The following is an 18,962-nucleotide window of genomic DNA, read 5'->3' as shown; positions in this document are numbered from 1 at the left end:
AAATCGAAGGGGAGAATGATACCGCGTTCACACAAATAAAAAAGGCGGCGTTCCATCGGAAAGCCGCCTGCCTGACACCGGTCAAAAGGTGCCGGGGTCAGACTTCCAGAAAGTCCAGGATTCCCTGGGCCGCCTGCCGGCCCTCCCAGATGGCGGTAACCACCAGGTCGGAGCCTCGCACCATGTCACCGCCCGCAAAGATCTTCGGATTGGCGGTCTGGAACGGGAACGCCCCCCCTTCCGGCGCGATGACCCGACCGGAATCGTCGGTCTCGACCCCCACCTCGTCAAACCAGTCGGCCGGGCTTGGCCGGAAGCCGAACGCGACAAGAACCGCATCGGCCGGGATCACCTCTTCGCTTCCCGGCACCACCTGGGGACGACGGCGACCGTTCTCGTCCGGCTCGCCCAGTTCGGTGGTGACCACTTTCACCCCTTCCACTTGGTCCTCGCCGATGATGGCGATGGGCTGGCGGTTGAACAGGAACTTGACGCCCTCCTCCTTGGCGTTGGCCACCTCACGCCGGGAGCCCGGCATATTTGCCTCGTCCCGGCGATAAGCACAGGTGACACTCTCAGCCTGCTGCCGGATGGACGTCCGGTTGCAGTCCATCGCCGTATCACCACCGCCCAGCACCACCACCCGCTTGCCCTTCATATCAATGAATTCGGACTCCTTCTTCTGGAACCCCAGGCGACGGTTGACGTTGGAAATCAGGAACGGCAGGGCGTCGTATACACCCGGCAGGTTCTCCCCCGGGAACCCCCCCTTCATGTAGGTATAGGTACCCATGCCCATGAACACGGCATCGAATTCGTTGAGGATGGTCTGGAGCTGAACATCCTTGCCCACCTCGGTATTCAGCCGGAACTCAACGCCCATCTCCTCGAACACCTTGCGACGGCGAACCATCACGGATTTTTCCAGCTTGAACTCGGGAATGCCGAAGGTCAGCAGCCCACCGATTTCTGGGTAGCGGTCGAAGACCACCGGTTTGACGCCGTTGCGCACCAGGATGTCGGCACACCCCAGACCCGCCGGCCCCGCGCCGATCACCGCCACTTTCTTGTCGGTCCACTTCACCTTGGACATGTCCGGCTTCCAGCCCAGAGCAAAGGCCGTGTCGGTGATGTACTTTTCCACCGAACCGATGGTAACGGCGCCGTAGCCATCGTTCAGGGTACAGGCCCCCTCGCACAGGCGGTCCTGCGGACACACCCGGCCACAGACTTCCGGCAGGGAGTTGGTCTGGTGGCACAGTTCCACGGCCTTCAACACGTTGCCCTCGGACACCAGCTTCAGCCAGTTGGGGATGTAGTTGTGTACCGGGCACTTCCACTCGCAGTAGGGGTTACCGCAGGCCAGGCAGCGATGCGCCTGGGAAGCGGCATGGGTTTCCGTGAACGGGTGGTAGATTTCCGCAAATTCTTTCTTGCGTTTCTTGGCGGGGACCTTTTTCGGGTCGACCCGGCCTACCTCGACAAACTGAAAGTCATTGTTGAGACGTTCTTTCATAGTGATCTCTCATCAGCACGATTTCGACGGAAGCCGGATCTTGCGCCCGGCCCCCAAACCCAGTGAATGGCCAGCTTACTCCGGGCGCGCCCGGGTGCTTGCCAGCAGGCTCCGCAGGTTCGCCGCCTTGGGTTTCACCAGCCAGAAACGGCCGATGTAGTCGTCGAAATCTTCCAGAATGTGTTCTGCCCAGACACTTCCGGTTTCCGAGATGTGTTCACGGATGATACCTCGCAGATGGTTGCGGTAGGCTTCCATATCCTCCCGGGAAATGCGCTGGATCTCGACCAGTTCGTGGTTGTACTTGTCCACGAAGGTGTTGTCGAGGTCGAGCACGTAGGCAAAGCCGCCGGTCATGCCGGCACCGAAGTTGTAACCGGTGTGACCCAACACCGTAACCAGCCCGCCGGTCATGTACTCACAGCAGTGGTCGCCGGCCCCCTCCACGACAGCATGGGCGCCCGAGTTACGAACTGCGAAGCGCTCACCGGCGGTACCGGCTGCAAACAGCTTGCCGCCGGTCGCGCCATACAGGCAGGTGTTGCCCATGATGGCAGTCTCCTGGGTTTTGAAACTGCTGCCCCGGGGCGGGCGCAGGACCAGCTTGCCGCCCGTCATGCCCTTGCCGACGTAGTCGTTGGCGTCGCCTTCAAGAATCAGGTTCAGGCCTCCAACGTTCCAGACCCCGAAGCTCTGGCCAGCGGTCCCAGTCAGATCAAGGGTGATGGGCGCATCGGCCATGCCTTGGTTGCCGTGCCGCGCGGCGATCTCACCCGACAGCCGGGCGCCGATGGAGCGGTCACAGTTGGTCACGCGGTAGCTCCAGGCGCCACCGGTCTTTTCGATGATGGCGGTCAGGGTGTCCTTGACCATCCGCTCCGCCAAGGCGCCCTGGTCAAACGGCCGGTTGCGCTCCTCCTGGCAGGTTTGCGGCTTGTCCGCCGGAATCTGGTCATTGTGCAGCAGGCGGGACAGATCCAGCTTGCGTTGCCGCGGAGTATCCCCCGGCAGCCGCTCCAGTAGGTCGACCCGCCCCACCAGCTCTTCCAGGCTGCGCACGCCCAGTTTGGCCAGCCACTCCCGGGTTTCCTGAGCAACGAAACGGAAGAAGTTCATGGCCGCCTCGACCGTACCCTTAAAGTGCTCCTCGCGCAGGTAGTCGTTCTGGGTGGCGACACCGGTGGCACAGTTGTTGAGGTGGCAGATACGCAGGAACTTGCAGCCCAGCGCCACCATCGGCGTCGTACCGAAGCCAAAGCTCTCGGCCCCGAGAATCGCCGCTTTCACCACATCCAGGCCCGTTTTAATACCACCGTCGGTTTGCAGGCGGATCTTGCCACGGAGATCGTTGGCACGCAGCGCCTGCTGGGTTTCGGTCAGTCCCAGCTCCCAGGGGGAACCGGCGTAGCGGATGGACGTCAGCGGACTGGCCGCGGTCCCGCCGTCGTAGCCCGACACGGTGATCAGGTCAGCGTAGGCCTTGGCGACCCCCGCAGCGATGGTACCCACCCCAGGCTCGGACACCAGCTTGACGGAGACCAGTGCCTCCGGGTTGACCTGTTTCAGGTCGAAGATCAACTGCGCCAGGTCCTCGATGGAGTAGATGTCATGGTGCGGCGGAGGCGAGATCAGGGTGACCCCCGGCACCGAGTAACGCAGACGCGCGATCAGATCATTGACTTTGCCGCCAGGCAACTGGCCGCCTTCCCCGGGCTTGGCGCCCTGGGCGATCTTGATCTGCATGACATCGGCGCTGCGCAGGTACTCCGCGGTCACACCGAACCGACCGGAGGCCACTTGTTTGATCTTGGAGCGTTTGTTGGTGCCGTAACGGGCCGGATCCTCACCGCCCTCGCCAGAGTTGGAGCGGCCACCAAGGGTGTTCATCGCCACCGCCAAGGCCTCGTGCGCTTCCGGCGACAGCGCGCCCAGGGACATGGCGGCGGAGTCGAAGCGGGGGAAAATACTCTCCACCGGCTCCACCTCGGCCAAGTCGATCGGTTTGATATCGGAGCGGAAAGTCAACAGATCCCTCAGGGTCGCCACCGGCCGCTCGTTGACTAGGGCCGCGTATTCCTTGTACTTACCGTAGTCACCACTGGCTACGGCCTCCTGCAACCGGCCCACGACGTCCGGGTTGAAGGCATGGTACTCCTGGCCGTGGACGTACTTGAGCAAGCCCCCCGGGGAAATGGGTTTGCGCGGTTTCCAGGCCACGTCCGCCAGTTTTTCCTGATCTTCCTGAAAGTCGATGAAGCCGGCGCCCTGAATGCGGCTCGGGACCCCCTTGAAGCACAAATCCACCACCTCGTCCGCCAGACCAATCGCCTCGAACAGCTGGGCGCCGCGATAGGAGGTGATGGTGGAAATCCCCATCTTCGACAGGATCTTCAACAGCCCCTTGTTGATGCCCTTGCGGTAGTTGTTCTTGGCCTCGATCGGATCCATCAGCAGCTCGCCGGTGCGGATCATGTCATTCATGACCTGATAGGCCAGGTACGGGTAGACAGCCGTGGCGCCAAAGCCGAACAGCACTGCGAAGTGGTGGGGGTCCCGCGCCCAACCGGTCTCAACGATGATGTTGGAATCACAACGCAGCCCCCGGCTGACCAGATGATGGTGCACGGCACCGGTCGCCATCAGCGCGTTGACCGGCAGCTCGCCTTCCACCAGATCCTTGTCGGTCAGCACCAGCAGGACCTTACCCTCACGCACCGCCCGCTCCGCCCGGTCGCAAACATCGCGAATGGCCTGTTCCAGACCCTGCTCGGGCCGGTAGCTCATGGCAATCCTGGCCACCTCGAATCCCGGACGGTCATTGTTGGCAATCTTCAAGAATTTGGCCGGCGACAGCACCGGCGTGCTCAGAATGATTCGGTTGGCGTGCTCCGGTGTTTCCTCGAAGACGTTACGCTCGGCGCCCAGGCAGGTTTCCAGGGACATGACAATGGATTCCCGCAGCGGGTCGATGGGCGGGTTGGTCACCTGGGCGAACTTCTGGCGGAAGTAGTCCGCCACGTGCCGGACTTTGCTGGACAGCACCGCCATGGGGGTGTCGTCCCCCATGGACCCCACAGCCTCCTGGCCCTGCTCCGCCAGCGGACGCAGCACCTGGTCCCGCTCTTCGTAGGAGATGTTGAACATCTTCTGGTGCACCAGCAGCTCATCCGCGTCCATCAGCTTGAACTCAGGCGTTTCCTGGTTCAACGTGGTCTCGACCCGAAGCGCGTTCTCTTTGAGCCAGCGCTTGTAGGGTTGGGCTTTCTTCAGCCGCTGATCGATGTCCCGGGTATGGAGGACTTCCCCCTTTTCGGTATCCACCGCCAAAATCTGGCCGGGGCCGACCCGCCCCTTGGCGACCACGTCATCCGGTTGGTAGCCGTAGGTACCGATCTCGGATGCCAGGGTAATGAAGTCGTCCCGGGTGATGACCCAGCGGGCCGGACGCAGGCCGTTGCGGTCCAGCATGCACACGGCGTAGCGTCCGTCGGAAAGCACCAAGCCAGCGGGACCATCCCAGGGTTCCATGTGCATGGAGTTGTACTCGTAGAAGGCCCGCAACTCCGGGTCCATGGTATCCACGTTCTGCCATGCCGGAGGAATCATCATGCGCACCGCGCGGAACAGGTCGACACCGCCTGCCAGCAGGATCTCCAGCATGTTGTCCATGCTGGAGGAGTCGGAACCGGTCAGGTTGACCAGCGGCTGGAGGGTTTGCAGGTCCGGCAGATCCGGCGAGCTGAACTTCGCCGCACGGGCGATGGCCCAGTTGCGGTTACCCTCAATCGTGTTGATCTCGCCATTGTGCGCGAGGAAACGGAACGGCTGAGCCAGCGGCCACCGAGGCATGGTGTTGGTGGAAAAACGCTGGTGGAAGACGCAGATGGCTGTCTTCAGGTCCGGGTCCCCCAGATCCTTGTAGAAGTTGGCCAGATCGGCCGGCATCATCAGGCCCTTGTAGGCCAGGGTCCGGTGCGACAGGCTGCACACATAAAACTCGGGGTCGTCGGCCAGGTCCCGCTCGGCGTAGCGGCGAGCGAGGAACAGGCTGATACCGAAGGCGTTCTCATCCTTGCCGGCCGGCTCAACGAACACCTGTTCGATCCGGGGCATGCAGTCGCGAGCCATGGGCCCAAGACAGCCGTCGTCGACCGGTACTTCCCGCCAGCCCAGGACATCCAGGCCCTGCTCGGACAGGCGACGCTCCAACGCGGCACGCCCGGCATCGGCCTTGGCCGGGTCCTGAGACAAAAAAACCTGGCCGACCGCAAACAGGTCGCCAGGTTCCTTGCCAAAAGCCGACTTCGAGGCTTTCCTGAGAAAAGCCTCTGGACTCTGGATCAGCAGGCCACAGCCATCGCCAGTCTTGCCGTCTGCAGCGATACCACCGCGATGGGTCATGCAGGTCAGCGACTCGATGGCAGTTTGCAACAGCTTGTGACTGGCCTCGCCCTTCATATGGGCAATCAGGCCAAAGCCACAGTTGTCCCTGAACTCATCAGGATGATACAAGCCTGTCATCATAACCGTTCTCTCGCGAATAAATGCTTTCCAATCAGCGAGCTACCGCACTAAAGCGGTGCGCAAAATCCGCTGACTCCGAAAAAGGGGGGAAGCGATTTTACACACGTAAAACTACGTATACAAATTTTTGTCGATCCTGATCCCGAAATTGCACCATTTCAGTGCGCATTGAAGCTGGCCAGAGAGCGGACCCACGGGTCCGACACTCCGAACCGGGAGGACAGCTGCCGAGCCGCCGCCTGCGCCGCCTCCCGGCTGGGATAACGGCCATACAACACCATGAACCAGGGCTCTCCCTGACGCTCTCCCAGGGTATACCGAAGGGCGCCTCCGTCGCCCTGCCCTCGCTCCAGCATGTTGAGCGCCGTCCGCTCCAGCCGGCCGGCCACCAGCTGGATGGTCCAGCCGTCCTCCTGACTCAAGCTGGCGAGGGGAACAAACGCCTCAGGCCGGGCTGGCGTGAACGCCAGCGACGCCACTGCGGCAGGCGACTCGGGCCCAGAGGCAGCCACGGGTGCAGGCGCAGGTTCAGGTGCAGGTTCAGGCGCAGCCACGGGTGCAGGTGCAGGTTCAGGTTCAGGTTCAGGTTCAGGTTCAGGTTCAGGTTCAGGTTCTGCGAGAGGTTCCCGCTCCGGCACCGGAGGAACCAATGCCGGTGCTGGCCGCAGGTGTGCGGGCTCCGGATCGCTCCGCTCTCCATCAACGGCGTCCCCGGGCATTTCGGGCGAAGGCTCGGCCAATGCCCCGGGCCCGATGGTGACACTCTTGCGGACAGGCGCCGCCGGCGCGGTGTCCCGGGCCTGCTGATCAGAGACCGAGTGTTCGTATTGTGCCGACACAAACCACCACGAAACCGCCAACAAGGTCAACGCAATCCCGGGCCACAACAGCGCACCAACGTTCAGGCCACGCCCGACCCGGGCGACCCGAGGCTCAACCAGCCCCAGCCAGACTGCGGGGGCGGCTCGTCGGATGCCGGTAAAGCTGCCCCCACTCAGAGCATAAATCTGAGCAAGACGCCTGGGAGTCAACAGCTGGCCCACCGGACCGCCGGCCCTCTGGACACGAGGCTCAAGGTACGCCGCAATATCTTGGGTACTCAACGCAGGAAGGTGAATGGGGTGCAGTCCGGCGGCATCCTCCTCCACCCCGAGCATGGAAACCAGGGCATCCGTTCCGGCAAAGACCGGAACCGCCGCACGAGCCGGATCCGAGGCCAGAAACCCCGCCAACAGCAGCCGTAGGACCTCCGGCGCAGCACGGTCGGCATCATCGATCAGGAGCACCATTCGCTGCCCTTTTCGCGTCCGCCCCTCCGACCACCGGAAAAAAGCATACACCGTTTCCCGGGGCGAGCCGCCCTGATCCGTCGGCGAGCGGGAAATCGCGGCCAAGTCCCGTGCCAGGGGCAAGGCACTGGTCAGCGCGGCGGCGGGGATCCGATGAAAATCAAGCCGGGCGGACTCCGCCCGCACCAGCTCCGACAGGATACGGGTCTTTCCCATGCCGGGAGCCCCCAGCAGCAGCAACGCCAAATCACCAAAACCACACAGGTGGCGCAGCGTTTCCAGCGCGTGCTGACGTGCCGCGTCAGGGTAAAAAGGCGCCTCCATTTCCAAGGGATCGGCACGCAAGCCATACCGCTGTTGCAAACGAGGGAACAGGCCACCGTCGTCCCGGGCATTCAACCCCTTATCCATGCCGCCCCCTGGCCCATACGGTCAGCACCTGCTAGGCATCTTCACAAAAGGCCGACAGGGTGGCCGCCAGATTTTCCGGCCGGATGTCCGCGGTCACCACCGCTGCCCCGAGCGCCTTGAGCAGCACCAAGCGCAGCTGGCCATCGACGTTTTTCTTGTCCACGGCCATCCGTGTCATGAAGTCATCGGGGGTCATGCCCGCAGGCGGCCGCTCAGGCAGCCCGGCACGGCGCACCAGCGCCACCACCCGCTCAAGATCCCCGGACGAGATCATGCCCTCCCGGAGTGAAAGGTCGGTGGCCATGACCATACCCGTACCGACAGCCTCGCCGTGTAACCAGTTGCCATACCCCGCGAAAGCCTCGATGGCATGGCCGAACGTATGCCCCAAGTTCAGGATGGCCCGGAGCCCTCCTTCCCGCTCGTCCTTGGCGACGACTTCGGCCTTGCAGGCACAGGAGCGATGGATGGCCTCGGACAGGGCCTCAGGCTCAAGTGCCACCAAACGGTCGACGGCACCCTCGAGCCAGTCCAGGAAGTCACGCGCCCGAATCAAGCCGTATTTGATCACTTCCGCCAGGCCGGCAGACACCTCCCGTGGCGGCAGGCTCCGCAGCGAGTCCGTATCAATCAGCACGGCCCGAGGCTGATGAAACGCGCCGATCATGTTCTTGCCCAGAGGGTGGTTGATACCGGTCTTGCCCCCTACGGACGAGTCGACCTGGGACAGGAGGGTGGTCGGTATTTGGATGAACGAGACACCTCGCTGGTAACAGGCCGCGGCAAAGCCAGTCATGTCGCCGACCACTCCGCCCCCAAGGGCCACCAGCGTCGTTTTTCGGGTATGGCGCTGTTCCAGCAGCCCGTCAAAGATCCGGTTCAGTGTTTGCCAGTCCTTGAACTTTTCCCCATCCGGTAGCACGATCGAGTCCACCACCTTGCCCGGAAAACACCGAATGGCCTGTTCCAGATAGAGGGGCGCCACGGTCTCATTGGTTACGATCATCACCTGCGAGCCCGTGACGTACGGTGACAGGTCATACTCACCCAGCAGGCCTGGGCCAATCAGTATGGGGTAACTCCGATCACCCAGTTCCACGGTCAGTTCACGAATATTCTCAGCCATGTTGACGACTTTCCTTTCGAAGCTGGCGCCTGTGCCGGGGCGTTCTGGGGTTGATCCGGTTCACCAGTTGCCTGACCACGAGGCGAGGACTTTTACGATCGGTCTGCATGACAACATCCGCAAGCTGCTGATAGATCGGATCCCGGATTGCAAACAGCTTGCGCAACACCGCTTCCGGGTTGTCATTCTGAAGCAGCGGACGATTACGGTCCTTGCGCGTCCGTTCTACCTGCTGTTCCAGGGAGGTTCTCAGATACACCACCATGGCGTCCTGTTTCAGCAATGGGAGGTTTTCCTCCCGCATCACGGCCCCCCCTCCCGTGGCCAGTACGGTACGAGGTTCCTGGGACAACTCCCTCAACATCGCGGTTTCACGCTGCCGGAAGCCGTCTTCCCCCTCGACGTCGAAAATCCAGGGAATGTTGGCACCGCATCGCTCCTCAATGATCCGGTCGGTATCCAGAAAACGATACCCCAACTCGCGGGCAAGCATACGCCCGATGGTGCTTTTCCCCGCGCCCATGGGGCCAACCAGGACAATGCGTTTGGGCAAGGACATAGTTTCCGCTCAACAGGTGTCAGGCGGTTGAGAATATCACAAAAAAAGCCGCCGGTTTGAGCCGGCGGCTTGCTGCTGCAGCCTCACGAGAATGGCTACTTGAGAAGGTCGTTCTTGACGATTTTAGGCGTAATGAAAATCAGCAGCTCGCTACGCTCGTCGATATAGTCGGTGCGCTTGAACAGGCGTCCCAGGTAGGGGATATCTCCCAGGAACGGCGTCTTGGTGATCTGAGTGGATACCTGAGACTGGAATATCCCTCCCAGAACCACAGTCTCTCCATTGCCAACCAGTACCTGTGTCGCGACTTCATTGGTATTGATTGAAGGGACCCCCGCCGTCTCCTCACCACGAGAATCCTGATTGACCACCAAGTCCATGATGATCTTGTCATCCGGAGTAATCTGCGGCGTCACCTCCAGAGACAGGACCGCCTCCTTGAATGACACCGAGGTGGCACCGCTGGAGGACGCTTCCTGATAAGGGATCTCTTCGCCGGACTTGATGGTCGCCGTCTGACGATCCGCCGTTACCACGCGCGGCTGGGATACCAGCTCAGCCTTGCCATCGCTCTCCAACGCCGAGATTTCCAGATCGACTAGAAAATCATCACTGCCCCAACCGATGGCAAAGCTGGAGGTGCCTTCGTCCGTCACCCCAAGGTCAACGGCCAAGGCATCCGGGAAGCTGATGGTGGTGCTCGTGCCCGCCGCGGCCTGACGCGCTTCCTCCAGCGTGGACAAGGAGCCACCGACAGAAAAAACGTTATCGCCGCTCACGTTATAAGCAGCCCCCCCCCAGCGCACCCCGAGATTCTCCGCCACGTTGGTCTGAGCGCGAACAATACGGGCCTCGATGGAGACCTGCCGCACCGGAACATCCCAAGTGGAGACCAGACGTCGGATCTGCTCCAGCTTATCCGCGGTTTCTCGCACGCTGATGGTGTTGGTGCGCACGTCGGACGAGACGAATCCCCGGTCGGAGATCAACTCCTCGTCCGCCTTGATCAGTTCGACGATGTCAGCCGCTTTGGCGTAGTTGATCTGAATAATGTCCAGGCGCACCGGAGCCAGCTCGGCAATCTGCTTGTTGGTTTCCAGCTCAAGCTTCTCGCGGGCGGCAATTTCGTCAGCCGGCGCCACCAGCAGGACATTCCCGATCTGGCGCTTGTCCAGCCCCTTGGTCTTGAGAATGAGGTCCAGAGCCTGATCCCAGGGCACATTTTGCAGGCGCAGGGTAATGCTGCCGCTGACGGTGTCGCTGGCAACCAGGTTCAGACCGGTGAAGTCCGCTATCAACTGCAGCACGGAGCGCACTTCAATATCCTGGAAATTCAGGGACAGTTTCTCACCGGTATACGGGAACTTTTCTTCCCGCCTAGCTTCCGCTTCTTCCTCACTCAGCCGCTCTACGCTGACCGTAAACTGACTGCCGGACTGATAGGCAATGTAGTCATAGCTGCCCTCAGGGCGAATCTCGACAATCGCCTTACCGTCTTCGACGAAGGTGTCGACGCGGGTTACCGGCGTAGCGAAGTCGGTTACATCCAGACGGCGCCGCAGATTTTCGGGGACCGTCAACTCTGGCATGGTCAGACGAATCTTGCCGCCCAGTTCAGACAGGTCCACCGGCGTGCTGGCGGAGCCCAGGTCAATTACCACTCGCCCCTCGCCGTCCTTGCCGCGACGGAAATCGACCCCGGCCAGGGTTTTGCCCGTCTCAGCCACCGGCGCCGCAGTGGAGGCCGGAGCCCCGGAGGAGGCAGCGGCCAGTTCAGCTGCGGAGTCGCCACCAATCACCATGACCAGTTCATTGCCGCTGCGGGCCGTGCTGTAGGGCACCAGCTCGACAAGGTTGAAGATCAGGCGGGTACGATCCTTGGTTTCTACCACCGTCATGCTCTGGGCATTGCCGTTACCGAGCGGGATGCTCCGGCTGTTCAGGCCGCTGGTGGTATCCCGCAGATCGACAGCGATCCGGGCCGGGCGGTCGATGGTATAGCCCGTCGGCTCGGGCGGCTGGCCATCGAACTTGAGCGTAACTTCCAGGCGCTCCCCCGGCAACGAGGACAGGGACACGTCCTCCAGAGTGACCGCGCTGGCCAGACCGGACCACAGTCCGAAAGCAATCACGCCGACGTATACATTGAGTTTTTTGAACATCGCTAGCCTCGACCCCAAACCGTTTTCTTCGTACATAGTTCGTCCAGTCATCATTACGCCGCTCCTTAGCCTTGTTCTTCGTCCAGGGACAGGGAACGGGGACGCTCGACCCATCCGCCCGAGCCATTCGGAACGATCTCGATCAATTCAACCCGGGTCTCGCTGACTCCGACAATACGGCCGTAGTTCTGCCCCATGTAATTCCCGGTACGTACCCGGTGGATGCCACCGGAACTGTCCCGAATCAGGGCATAGAGGTCCCCGGAGGGACCCTGGAGGGTGCCCACCATGCGCAGGTCTTTCAGGTCGAAGTTCTCAAGCGCTTCCCGGGGCCGGTCCAGATCCGGCTGCACATTGTTTTCCTGAGGCTGTTCAGCCATGGTCAGCTGAACCTCCACCGGCGGTTCGAACGGTGAGCGACGATCGGCCGCCGAATAGGTAAACGCCTCATACGCCTTGAACTCAGGCAGCGGTTCGACGTGCCCACGGGGCTTGGCGCGGGTCTCATCCATGAAACGGTCCAGATCCGCAAAGCCACGGTCCTGGGAACACCCAGCCAACAGAGACACAAGAATGACACTCAGCCAGGCCCTACGTGCATGTTTTCCCGCCATGCTCACTCTCCAGCCCGGTAGCGGTAGGTACGAGCAACAACCTGCATTTCAAGCCGTTCTCCATCTCCGCCTGTTGGTTTGATGGTTAAATCGTGTAGCGTCACAATCCGTGGCAGACTTGCCACACTACTGACGAAACTTGCCAGCTCGTGGTACGAGCCGGTAACCCGGATATTGATCGGCAGTTCCGCATAGAAGTCACGTTTCTGCTCCGGCAGCAGGGCAATCTCCTGAAGCGCCAGACCACTGCCCAGAGCGGTGTTGGTGATGTCCTCCAGCAAGCCGGGAACCTCGGTTTCACTGGGCAACTGACGCACCAGCGCGCCAAAGGTTTCCTCCATTTCCGCCATTTGCGCTTTGAAAACCTCGAGGTTCGCCACCTGATAGGCTTTTTCCTCGTACTTTTTGCGCAACTCCTGTTCCGTTTTCTGAACGCGCTCCAGCCGGGCGTACTGATCTTTCACCACGAACCAGTAGCCGCCGCCCAGAATCAGCCCAAAGATCAACAGGACGACGATGAACTTGATCGGCGCGGGCCAGATACCGGCATTGTTGATATCCAGATCATTGATATCAAACTCATTCAGGCTTTTGAGAGAGTCCGAAAGGCTCATTTTGCGTCCTCCCCTTGGGGCTCGGGGGTTTTCTGCATAACAGACAAATTGAATTGGCTGTAACCGGCGCGACTCTTGTCAGCGGCGGACACATTGGACAGACTCGGCTCTGAGAACCAGTCGGAACGCTCAAACGACCTCATCAGCTCGGAAATCCGGTTGTTGGACTCTGCCATACCGACGATACTGATCTTGTCACCGGCTTTCTTCAGGTCGGTGTAGTACAGTCCGTCTGGCAACGTCCGCACCAGTTCGTCGAACACCCGAACAATCACCGGCCGCTTGCCCTGAAGGTCCTGAATCACCTTCATCCGGGCCAGCAGCTCGTCCCGCCGGCGCTTGAGGTCCTCGATTTCCTTGGCCTGGGCGTCCAGTTTCTTGGTCGCGGTTTCGATATAAGCGTTCCTGGACTGCTGATAGGCAATGCGGCGATCCATGTCCGATTTCCAGAGGAACACGAGGCCGGCAGCAACAATCGCAGCCCCGACGATCATGACGACGAACTGTTTCTGCTTCTCCGCCCGGAGCTCTTCCCGCCAGGGCCTGAGGTTAATCTTTGCCATCAGTCGAAGCTCCTCATCGCCAAGCCACACGCAATCATGAGCGAAGGCGCATCGTTGCTAAGCGCCGATGCATTCACGCGGGAGCCGACTGACATATCCGCAAACGGGTTCGCCACCAAGGTGGGCGTCCCGGTCTTTTCCTCCACCATTTCCGTCAATCCCTGAATGGAAGCCGTGCCACCGGCCAGTACCACGTAGTCGACGGCGTTGTACTGGCTGGCCCCGAAGAAGAATTGCAGAGCCCGGGCCACCTGCTGTACCACCGCCTCGCGGAACGGGGTCAGCACCTCTGCCTCGTAATCGTCGGGCAAGCCGCCCTGCTTCTTGGCCAAGCCGGCCTCTTCCAGAGAAAGACCGTAGCGACGCTGGATTTCCTCGGTCAGCTGCTTGCCCCCAAAAATCTGTTCGCGGGTATAGACGGTCTTGCCCCCGGCCAGGACACTGAGCGTGGTCATGGTGGCGCCCACGTCCACGATGGCGACCACCAGCTCCTCGCCCTGGGAGTCGAGTTGAGGCTCAATCAGCGTGTAGGCCCGCTCCAGGGCGTAGGCTTCAACATCGACAATCTTGGCGGTCAGGCCCGCGATTTCCAGGGCATCTTCCCGGATATCCACGTTTTCCTTGCGGCAGGCCGCCAACAACACGTCGACTTGGTCGGGGTTGGTTTCGGAGGGCCCCTGAACCTCGAAGTCGATGGCCACTTCGTCGAGGGGATATGGGATGTACTGGTCGGCCTCGAGGGCGATCTGGTCTTCCATCTCGAACTCGTTCAGGCCACCATCCATCTGGATGACCTTGGTAATCACCGCGGAACCCGAGACGGCAACGGCGGCTTGCTTGACACTGGTACGAGACTTGGAGGCCACGCGCTTGAGCACTTCGCCCACCGCTTCCACATCCGTGATGTTTTTCTCTATGACAGCGTTGGGCGGCAGAGGCTCAACGGCATAGCTCTCGACCTTGTAGCGACTGCCCTGCTTCGACAGCTCGAGGAGTTTGACGGAGCTGGAGCTTATATCCACCCCCAGCACCGCACTGGATTTCTTTCCAAACAATCCGAACACGCGCTCACCCTATACCTGGTTACCAGCACCCGGTCACGTTACATATGTGTTTTTTATGTAAGAGAATTTCTTCTGCTTTCCGTCTACAATGCCAGTTCTTCTTCGGTTGGGAAGCCTTGCAGATCGGTAAAGTGGCTCATCCTTCCTAAAGCAATTTCTCAAATGATAGACCTATATCCAACAGTTGTCAGAAAAAAATGTCTCATTTGTTGCGTACATCTCGCCTTTTCGCCTGGTTCTTTTTCACCGGCCTGAGCCTGGCTGTCATTACCGTCTCCGGCTTTTACCTTTACCTGCGCCCCGGGCTTCCACCGGTGGAGCAGCTGCTGGACATCAAGTTGCAGACCCCTCTTCGGGTATATAGCAAAGACAACAGATTAATAGCAGAATTCGGCGAAAAGAGAAGGACACCAATCACAATCGAACAGATCCCAACAATTCAGTTACAAGCCTTCCTGGCCGCCGAGGACGCCCGCTTCTACGAGCACTTTGGCGTTGACATCAAAGGCCTGGTGCGGGCTGCCGTCGAGCTGATCTCCACCGGTTCAATCCAGTCCGGCGGCAGCACCATCACCATGCAGGTTGCAAAAAATTACTTTTTGTCACGCGACCGGACGTTTATTCGGAAGTTCAACGAGATACTCCTGGCACTTCAGATTGAGCGTGAGCTGGACAAGGACAAGATCCTTGAGCTCTACCTGAACAAGATTTACCTGGGCAACCGGGCCTATGGCATTGCGGCGGCCGCCCAGGTTTACTACAACAAACCGGTGAACGAGCTGTCACTGGCACAAATGGCGATGCTGGCAGGCCTGCCCAAGGCCCCCTCCGCCTACAACCCGCTGGCCAACCCGCAACGTGCACTGGTTCGCCGCAACTGGATCCTGGGCCGCATGAAGGAGCTCGGATACATCACCCCGGACGCCTACGAACTGGCGGTGAACGCGCCCCTAACCGCCAGTTACAATGCCATCGAGAGCGAAGTGGACGCCGACTACGTTGCGGAAATGGCACGCACGGAAATGGTCCGCCGCTTCGGCGAGGATGCCTACACCGACGGCTACTCGGTTCGCCTGACCGTCGAGAGCGACAAACAGCAGGCCGCCACGAAGGCCCTTCGGGCTGGCCTCGAGGCCTATGACCAGCGACACGGGTACCGAGGCCCCATCGGCCAGTTGAGCGAGGATGACCTGCGCGGGGCCGACCTGGAACGGCTGATCAAAAATTACCCGCGAATCGAATCCCTGATCCCCGCCATCGTCACCGCCGTCGACGACCCCCAAGGCGAAGCCCGAGTCTACGCCCGCGACTTAGGCCCTGCCGTTCTGCCCTTTGAAACCATGACCTGGGCCCGGCGCTACAAAACCGAAGACCTCAAGGGCCCGACCCCGGACAAGCCTTCGGACGTGGTCGCGACCGGCGACGTCGTCTACGTAAAATTCCAATCTCCGGCCGACCCCCAGACCCTCGAGAGCAACAGGCCCGGCCTGCCGATCGTCGCCCTGAGCCAGCTGCCCCGCATCGAGGGCGCGCTGATTTCCCTGGACGCCAAGACCGGCGCCATCCAGGCACTTGCCGGCGGTTACAGCTTCAGCCAGAGCAAATACAACCGCGCCACCCAGGCAAAACGGCAGCTGGGCTCGACCTTCAAGCCCTTCCTCTATCTGACGGCACTGGAAAACGGCATGACGCCGGCAACCATCTACAACGACGCTCCCATCGTGGTAGACACATCGGAGCTGGGCGCCGCCTGGCGCCCCCAGAACTCGTCCGGCCAGTTCGGGGGACCGACCCGATTGCGTGAGGCCCTTTACCGGTCAAAGAACCTGGTTTCCATCCGGCTGCTGCGGGACCTTGGCATCCAGACCGCCCTGGACATGCTGGCACAACTGAAAATCCCCACCGATAACATGCCCAAGGACCTGTCCTTAGCCCTGGGCAGTGGCCTGCTGACTCCCATGGAACTGGCCCGCGCCCAGGCCGTGATTGCAAACGGCGGGTACGATGTCGAGCCCTACCTCATTGAGGAGATCACCGACATCCACGGCGATACTCTTTACCAAGCTCCGGAAACGCGCCTGTGCGACACCGACTGCGCCCCTCCGGCGACGCCCCCCGTGGCCGAGACACCGGTCCCGGAGATCGGAGAAACCGGCAGGGCGGCAGCGGCCGACGCCCCGCCTCCCCCCCGGATCATGCATCGACTCGCCGACGAGCGCTCGGTCTACATCCTCCACTCCATGATGCAGGATGTCATTCGACGGGGAACCGGCCGCCGCGCCCGGGTCCTGGGGCGCGATGACCTCGCGGGCAAGACCGGAACCACCAACGAACAGAAAGATACCTGGTTCGCCGGCTTCAACCACGATATCGCCACCACTGTCTGGGTCGGCTTCGATCAACCCGCCCCCCTGGGCCGGGGCGAGTATGGCGCCAGCACGGCGCTTCCGGTCTGGATCGACTACATGAAGGTCGCCTTGCAGGGGCGCCCTCCCGCCTTCATGCCCCGCCCCAATGGCATTGTCAACGTGCGGATCAACCCAGAGACCGGGGAACGCGCACGCCCAGGGGAAGAGGGTGTTTTCGAACTGTTCAAGGCAGAGCAAGCGCCGCCACTGCTCTCAGATGACGGTAACGGCAACGGCGGCACGGGCGGCGGCGATCTATCCCGCCAGCTATTCTGAGTCGAGACAAAAAAACCGGCGGGATCACCGCCGGTTTTTTTCTTACGGGGATCGCAAAATCGTCAGATGATGATGTCATCCAGCGATTTCAGCGGATAGTGCGCCGGATACGGATTGCGCGCGACGCCGGAATCCACCGCGGCCCGGGCAACCGCCGCCGGAACCACCTCCAGCAGGCGCACATCCATCGGCTTCGGAATGATGTAATCCCGGCCAAACTCAAACTTGTCGACACCGTAAGCCTCGCAAATCTCCTGAGGCACCGGCTCCTTGGCCAGTTTGCGAATGGCGTGAACCGCCGCGACCTTCATTTCTTCGTTAATCGCCGTGGCACGGACGTCCAGTGCCCCCCGGAAAATGAACGGGAAACCGAGCACGTTGTTCACCTGATTTGGGTAATCGGAACGGCCAGTCGCCATGATCAGGTCGTCACGGACCGAATTGGCCAGCTCAGGACTGATTTCCGGATCCGGGTTGGAACAGGCAAAGACAATCGGATTCGGCGCCATTTTCTTCAACTGCTCGGCCGACAGCAGATTCGGGCCGGACAGTCCAACAAACACGTCCGCACCGTCAATAGCATCATCCAGCGTGCGCTTGTCCGTCTCGCTGGCGAACATGGCCTTGTACTGATTCAGATCGTCCCGGCCAGAGTGGATCACACCCTTGCGGTCGAGCATGAAGATGTTTTCGGAACGGATGCCACAGCTGATCAGCAGTTTCATACAGGCGATGGCCGCCGCACCGGCTCCCAGACAGACAACGGTCGCTTCTTCGATCTTCTTACCCTGCAACTCAAGGGCATTCAGCATACCGGCCGCGGTCACAATGGCTGTGCCATGCTGGTCATCATGAAACACCGGCACACTGCACTTTTCAATCAGAGCACGCTCGATCTCGAAGCACTCGGGGGCCTTAATGTCTTCCAGATTGATGCCACCAAAGGTATCGGCGATGCGCTCAACGGTCTCAATGAAGGCCTGCGGGCTCTCGGAGTTGACCTCGATATCAAACACATCAATTCCGGCAAAGCGCTTGAACAGCACACCCTTGCCTTCCATGACCGGCTTGCTCGCCAGCGGGCCCAAGTTACCCAGACCCAGAATCGCGGAACCGTCAGAGATCACGGCCACAAGGTTGCCCTTGGCAGTGTACTTGTACGCATTCTCCGGGTCTTTTGCGATTTCGCGGACCGGTTCGGCAACCCCGGGGCTGTACGCCAGGGAAAGGTCGCGGGAAGTCCGGGTCGGCTTGGTGATTTCAACACTCAGCTTACCAGGCCGCGGCTTGGCGTGATATTCAAGGGCTGCTTCTTTCAGATCTTGAGACATTGCCACTGTTCCGTTTGTCACGTTTATAGGTAAACACCGCCAGGTCTCCCCCAACGGAGCGCGCCATTATGGCCCGCCCGACCCAAAACGACAAGTGGCAGGAGAGCAATTTGTGATCAGTCAATACGGCTAATTGCTTATGTACACGCCAGATACATAAGTTGAGACAGACACAAAAAAGCGCCATACGGCGCTTTTTTTCTGGGGCCAAAGCTCAATTCAAGCTTTCTTGCCGCCGATACGACCACCAAAGCGCTTATTGAAGCGATCAATGCGGCCCCCCGTATCCATCACCTTCTGCTTGCCGGTGTAGAACGGATGACATTGGGAACAGACGTCCAGCTGCAGGTCGTGACCAACGGTGGAGCGGGTCTTGATAACGTTACCGCAGGAACAAGTTGCGGTAATCTCTACATACTTCGGATGGATACCTTCTTTCATGGCGAACCTCAATCGGTCATGCCGCTACCCAGTCACAGCTCTTATTTTCCGCGCCGGGCACCGC

General features: G+C 60.6%; 13 protein-coding genes. 1 reads left to right on the top strand and 12 read right to left on the bottom strand.

The genetic code is table 11. From position 1 onward, the window contains the following. Nucleotides 1–97 precede the first annotated feature (97 nt). The 10 genes from BTO32_RS04425 to BTO32_RS04380 all read right to left on the bottom strand — a co-directional run bounded on the left by BTO32_RS04425 (nucleotide 98) and on the right by BTO32_RS04380 (nucleotide 14,442). Entirely contained in the window at nucleotides 98–1,516 is a 1,419-nt protein-coding gene (locus tag BTO32_RS04425; RefSeq protein WP_076723246.1) for an FAD-dependent oxidoreductase, read from the bottom strand. Between the two features lie 75 nt (nucleotides 1,517–1,591). After that, nucleotides 1,592–6,040 carry a glutamate synthase large subunit gene (gene gltB / locus BTO32_RS04420; RefSeq protein ID WP_076723245.1) on the bottom strand — a complete coding sequence of 1,483 codons (4,449 nt, stop codon included), beginning with the start codon at nucleotides 6,038–6,040 and terminating at the stop codon, nucleotides 1,592–1,594. A gap of 158 nt (nucleotides 6,041–6,198) precedes the next feature. After that, nucleotides 6,199–7,740, bottom strand: coding sequence for an SPOR domain-containing protein (locus BTO32_RS04415; protein WP_076723244.1), 1,542 nt, complete (start codon nucleotides 7,738–7,740; stop codon nucleotides 6,199–6,201). A gap of 31 nt (nucleotides 7,741–7,771) precedes the next feature. Continuing rightward, a complete protein-coding gene (aroB, locus tag BTO32_RS04410) occupies nucleotides 7,772–8,866 on the bottom strand; it encodes a 3-dehydroquinate synthase (protein ID WP_076723243.1) in 1,095 nt (364 codons plus the stop codon). Next, nucleotides 8,859–9,425: a shikimate kinase AroK gene (gene aroK / locus BTO32_RS04405; RefSeq protein ID WP_076723242.1), complete on the bottom strand. Its 567-nt coding sequence runs from the start codon at nucleotides 9,423–9,425 to the stop codon at nucleotides 8,859–8,861. Before aroK ends, aroB begins: the two co-directional genes overlap by 8 nt. A 95-nt stretch (nucleotides 9,426–9,520) precedes the next feature. Then, complete coding sequence (locus tag BTO32_RS04400) at nucleotides 9,521–11,587, bottom strand: type IV pilus secretin PilQ (RefSeq protein WP_175618636.1); 2,067 nt, start codon at nucleotides 11,585–11,587, stop codon at nucleotides 9,521–9,523. Nucleotides 11,588–11,652: 65 nt separating this feature from the next. Continuing rightward, nucleotides 11,653–12,201, bottom strand: a complete 549-nt coding sequence (locus BTO32_RS04395) for a pilus assembly protein PilP (RefSeq protein ID WP_076723241.1) — start codon at nucleotides 12,199–12,201, stop codon at nucleotides 11,653–11,655. Nucleotides 12,202–12,203: 2 nt separating this feature from the next. Then, a complete protein-coding gene (locus BTO32_RS04390) occupies nucleotides 12,204–12,815 on the bottom strand; it encodes a type IV pilus inner membrane component PilO (protein WP_076723240.1) in 612 nt (203 codons plus the stop codon). Then, complete coding sequence (locus BTO32_RS04385) at nucleotides 12,812–13,378, bottom strand: PilN domain-containing protein (protein WP_076723239.1); 567 nt, start codon at nucleotides 13,376–13,378, stop codon at nucleotides 12,812–12,814. The genes BTO32_RS04390 and BTO32_RS04385 overlap by 4 nt, the downstream gene beginning before the upstream one ends. Beyond that, nucleotides 13,378–14,442 (bottom strand): pilus assembly protein PilM, encoded by a 1,065-nt coding sequence (locus BTO32_RS04380; RefSeq protein WP_076723238.1) that lies wholly within the window; start codon nucleotides 14,440–14,442, stop codon nucleotides 13,378–13,380. Before BTO32_RS04380 ends, BTO32_RS04385 begins: the two co-directional genes overlap by 1 nt. A 197-nt stretch (nucleotides 14,443–14,639) precedes the next feature. On the opposite strand from BTO32_RS04380, the gene BTO32_RS04375 reads away from it, so the two are divergent. Further along, complete coding sequence (locus BTO32_RS04375) at nucleotides 14,640–17,126, top strand: penicillin-binding protein 1A (protein WP_076723237.1); 2,487 nt, start codon at nucleotides 14,640–14,642, stop codon at nucleotides 17,124–17,126. Nucleotides 17,127–17,188: 62 nt separating this feature from the next. On the opposite strand, the gene BTO32_RS04370 is transcribed toward BTO32_RS04375, so the two are convergent. Together BTO32_RS04370 and rpmE are read right to left on the bottom strand one after the other, a co-directional pair. After that, complete coding sequence (locus tag BTO32_RS04370) at nucleotides 17,189–18,457, bottom strand: malic enzyme-like NAD(P)-binding protein (protein ID WP_076723236.1); 1,269 nt, start codon at nucleotides 18,455–18,457, stop codon at nucleotides 17,189–17,191. Nucleotides 18,458–18,676: 219 nt separating this feature from the next. Continuing rightward, nucleotides 18,677–18,898, bottom strand: a complete 222-nt coding sequence (gene rpmE, locus BTO32_RS04365) for a 50S ribosomal protein L31 (RefSeq protein WP_076723235.1) — start codon at nucleotides 18,896–18,898, stop codon at nucleotides 18,677–18,679. Nucleotides 18,899–18,962: the final 64 nt, after the last annotated feature.

It is taken from the genome of Marinobacter lutaoensis, assembly GCF_001981305.1.
Lineage (GTDB): Bacteria > Pseudomonadota > Gammaproteobacteria > Pseudomonadales > Oleiphilaceae > Marinobacter > Marinobacter lutaoensis.
This window is presented reverse-complemented; position numbering and strand designations above follow the sequence as displayed.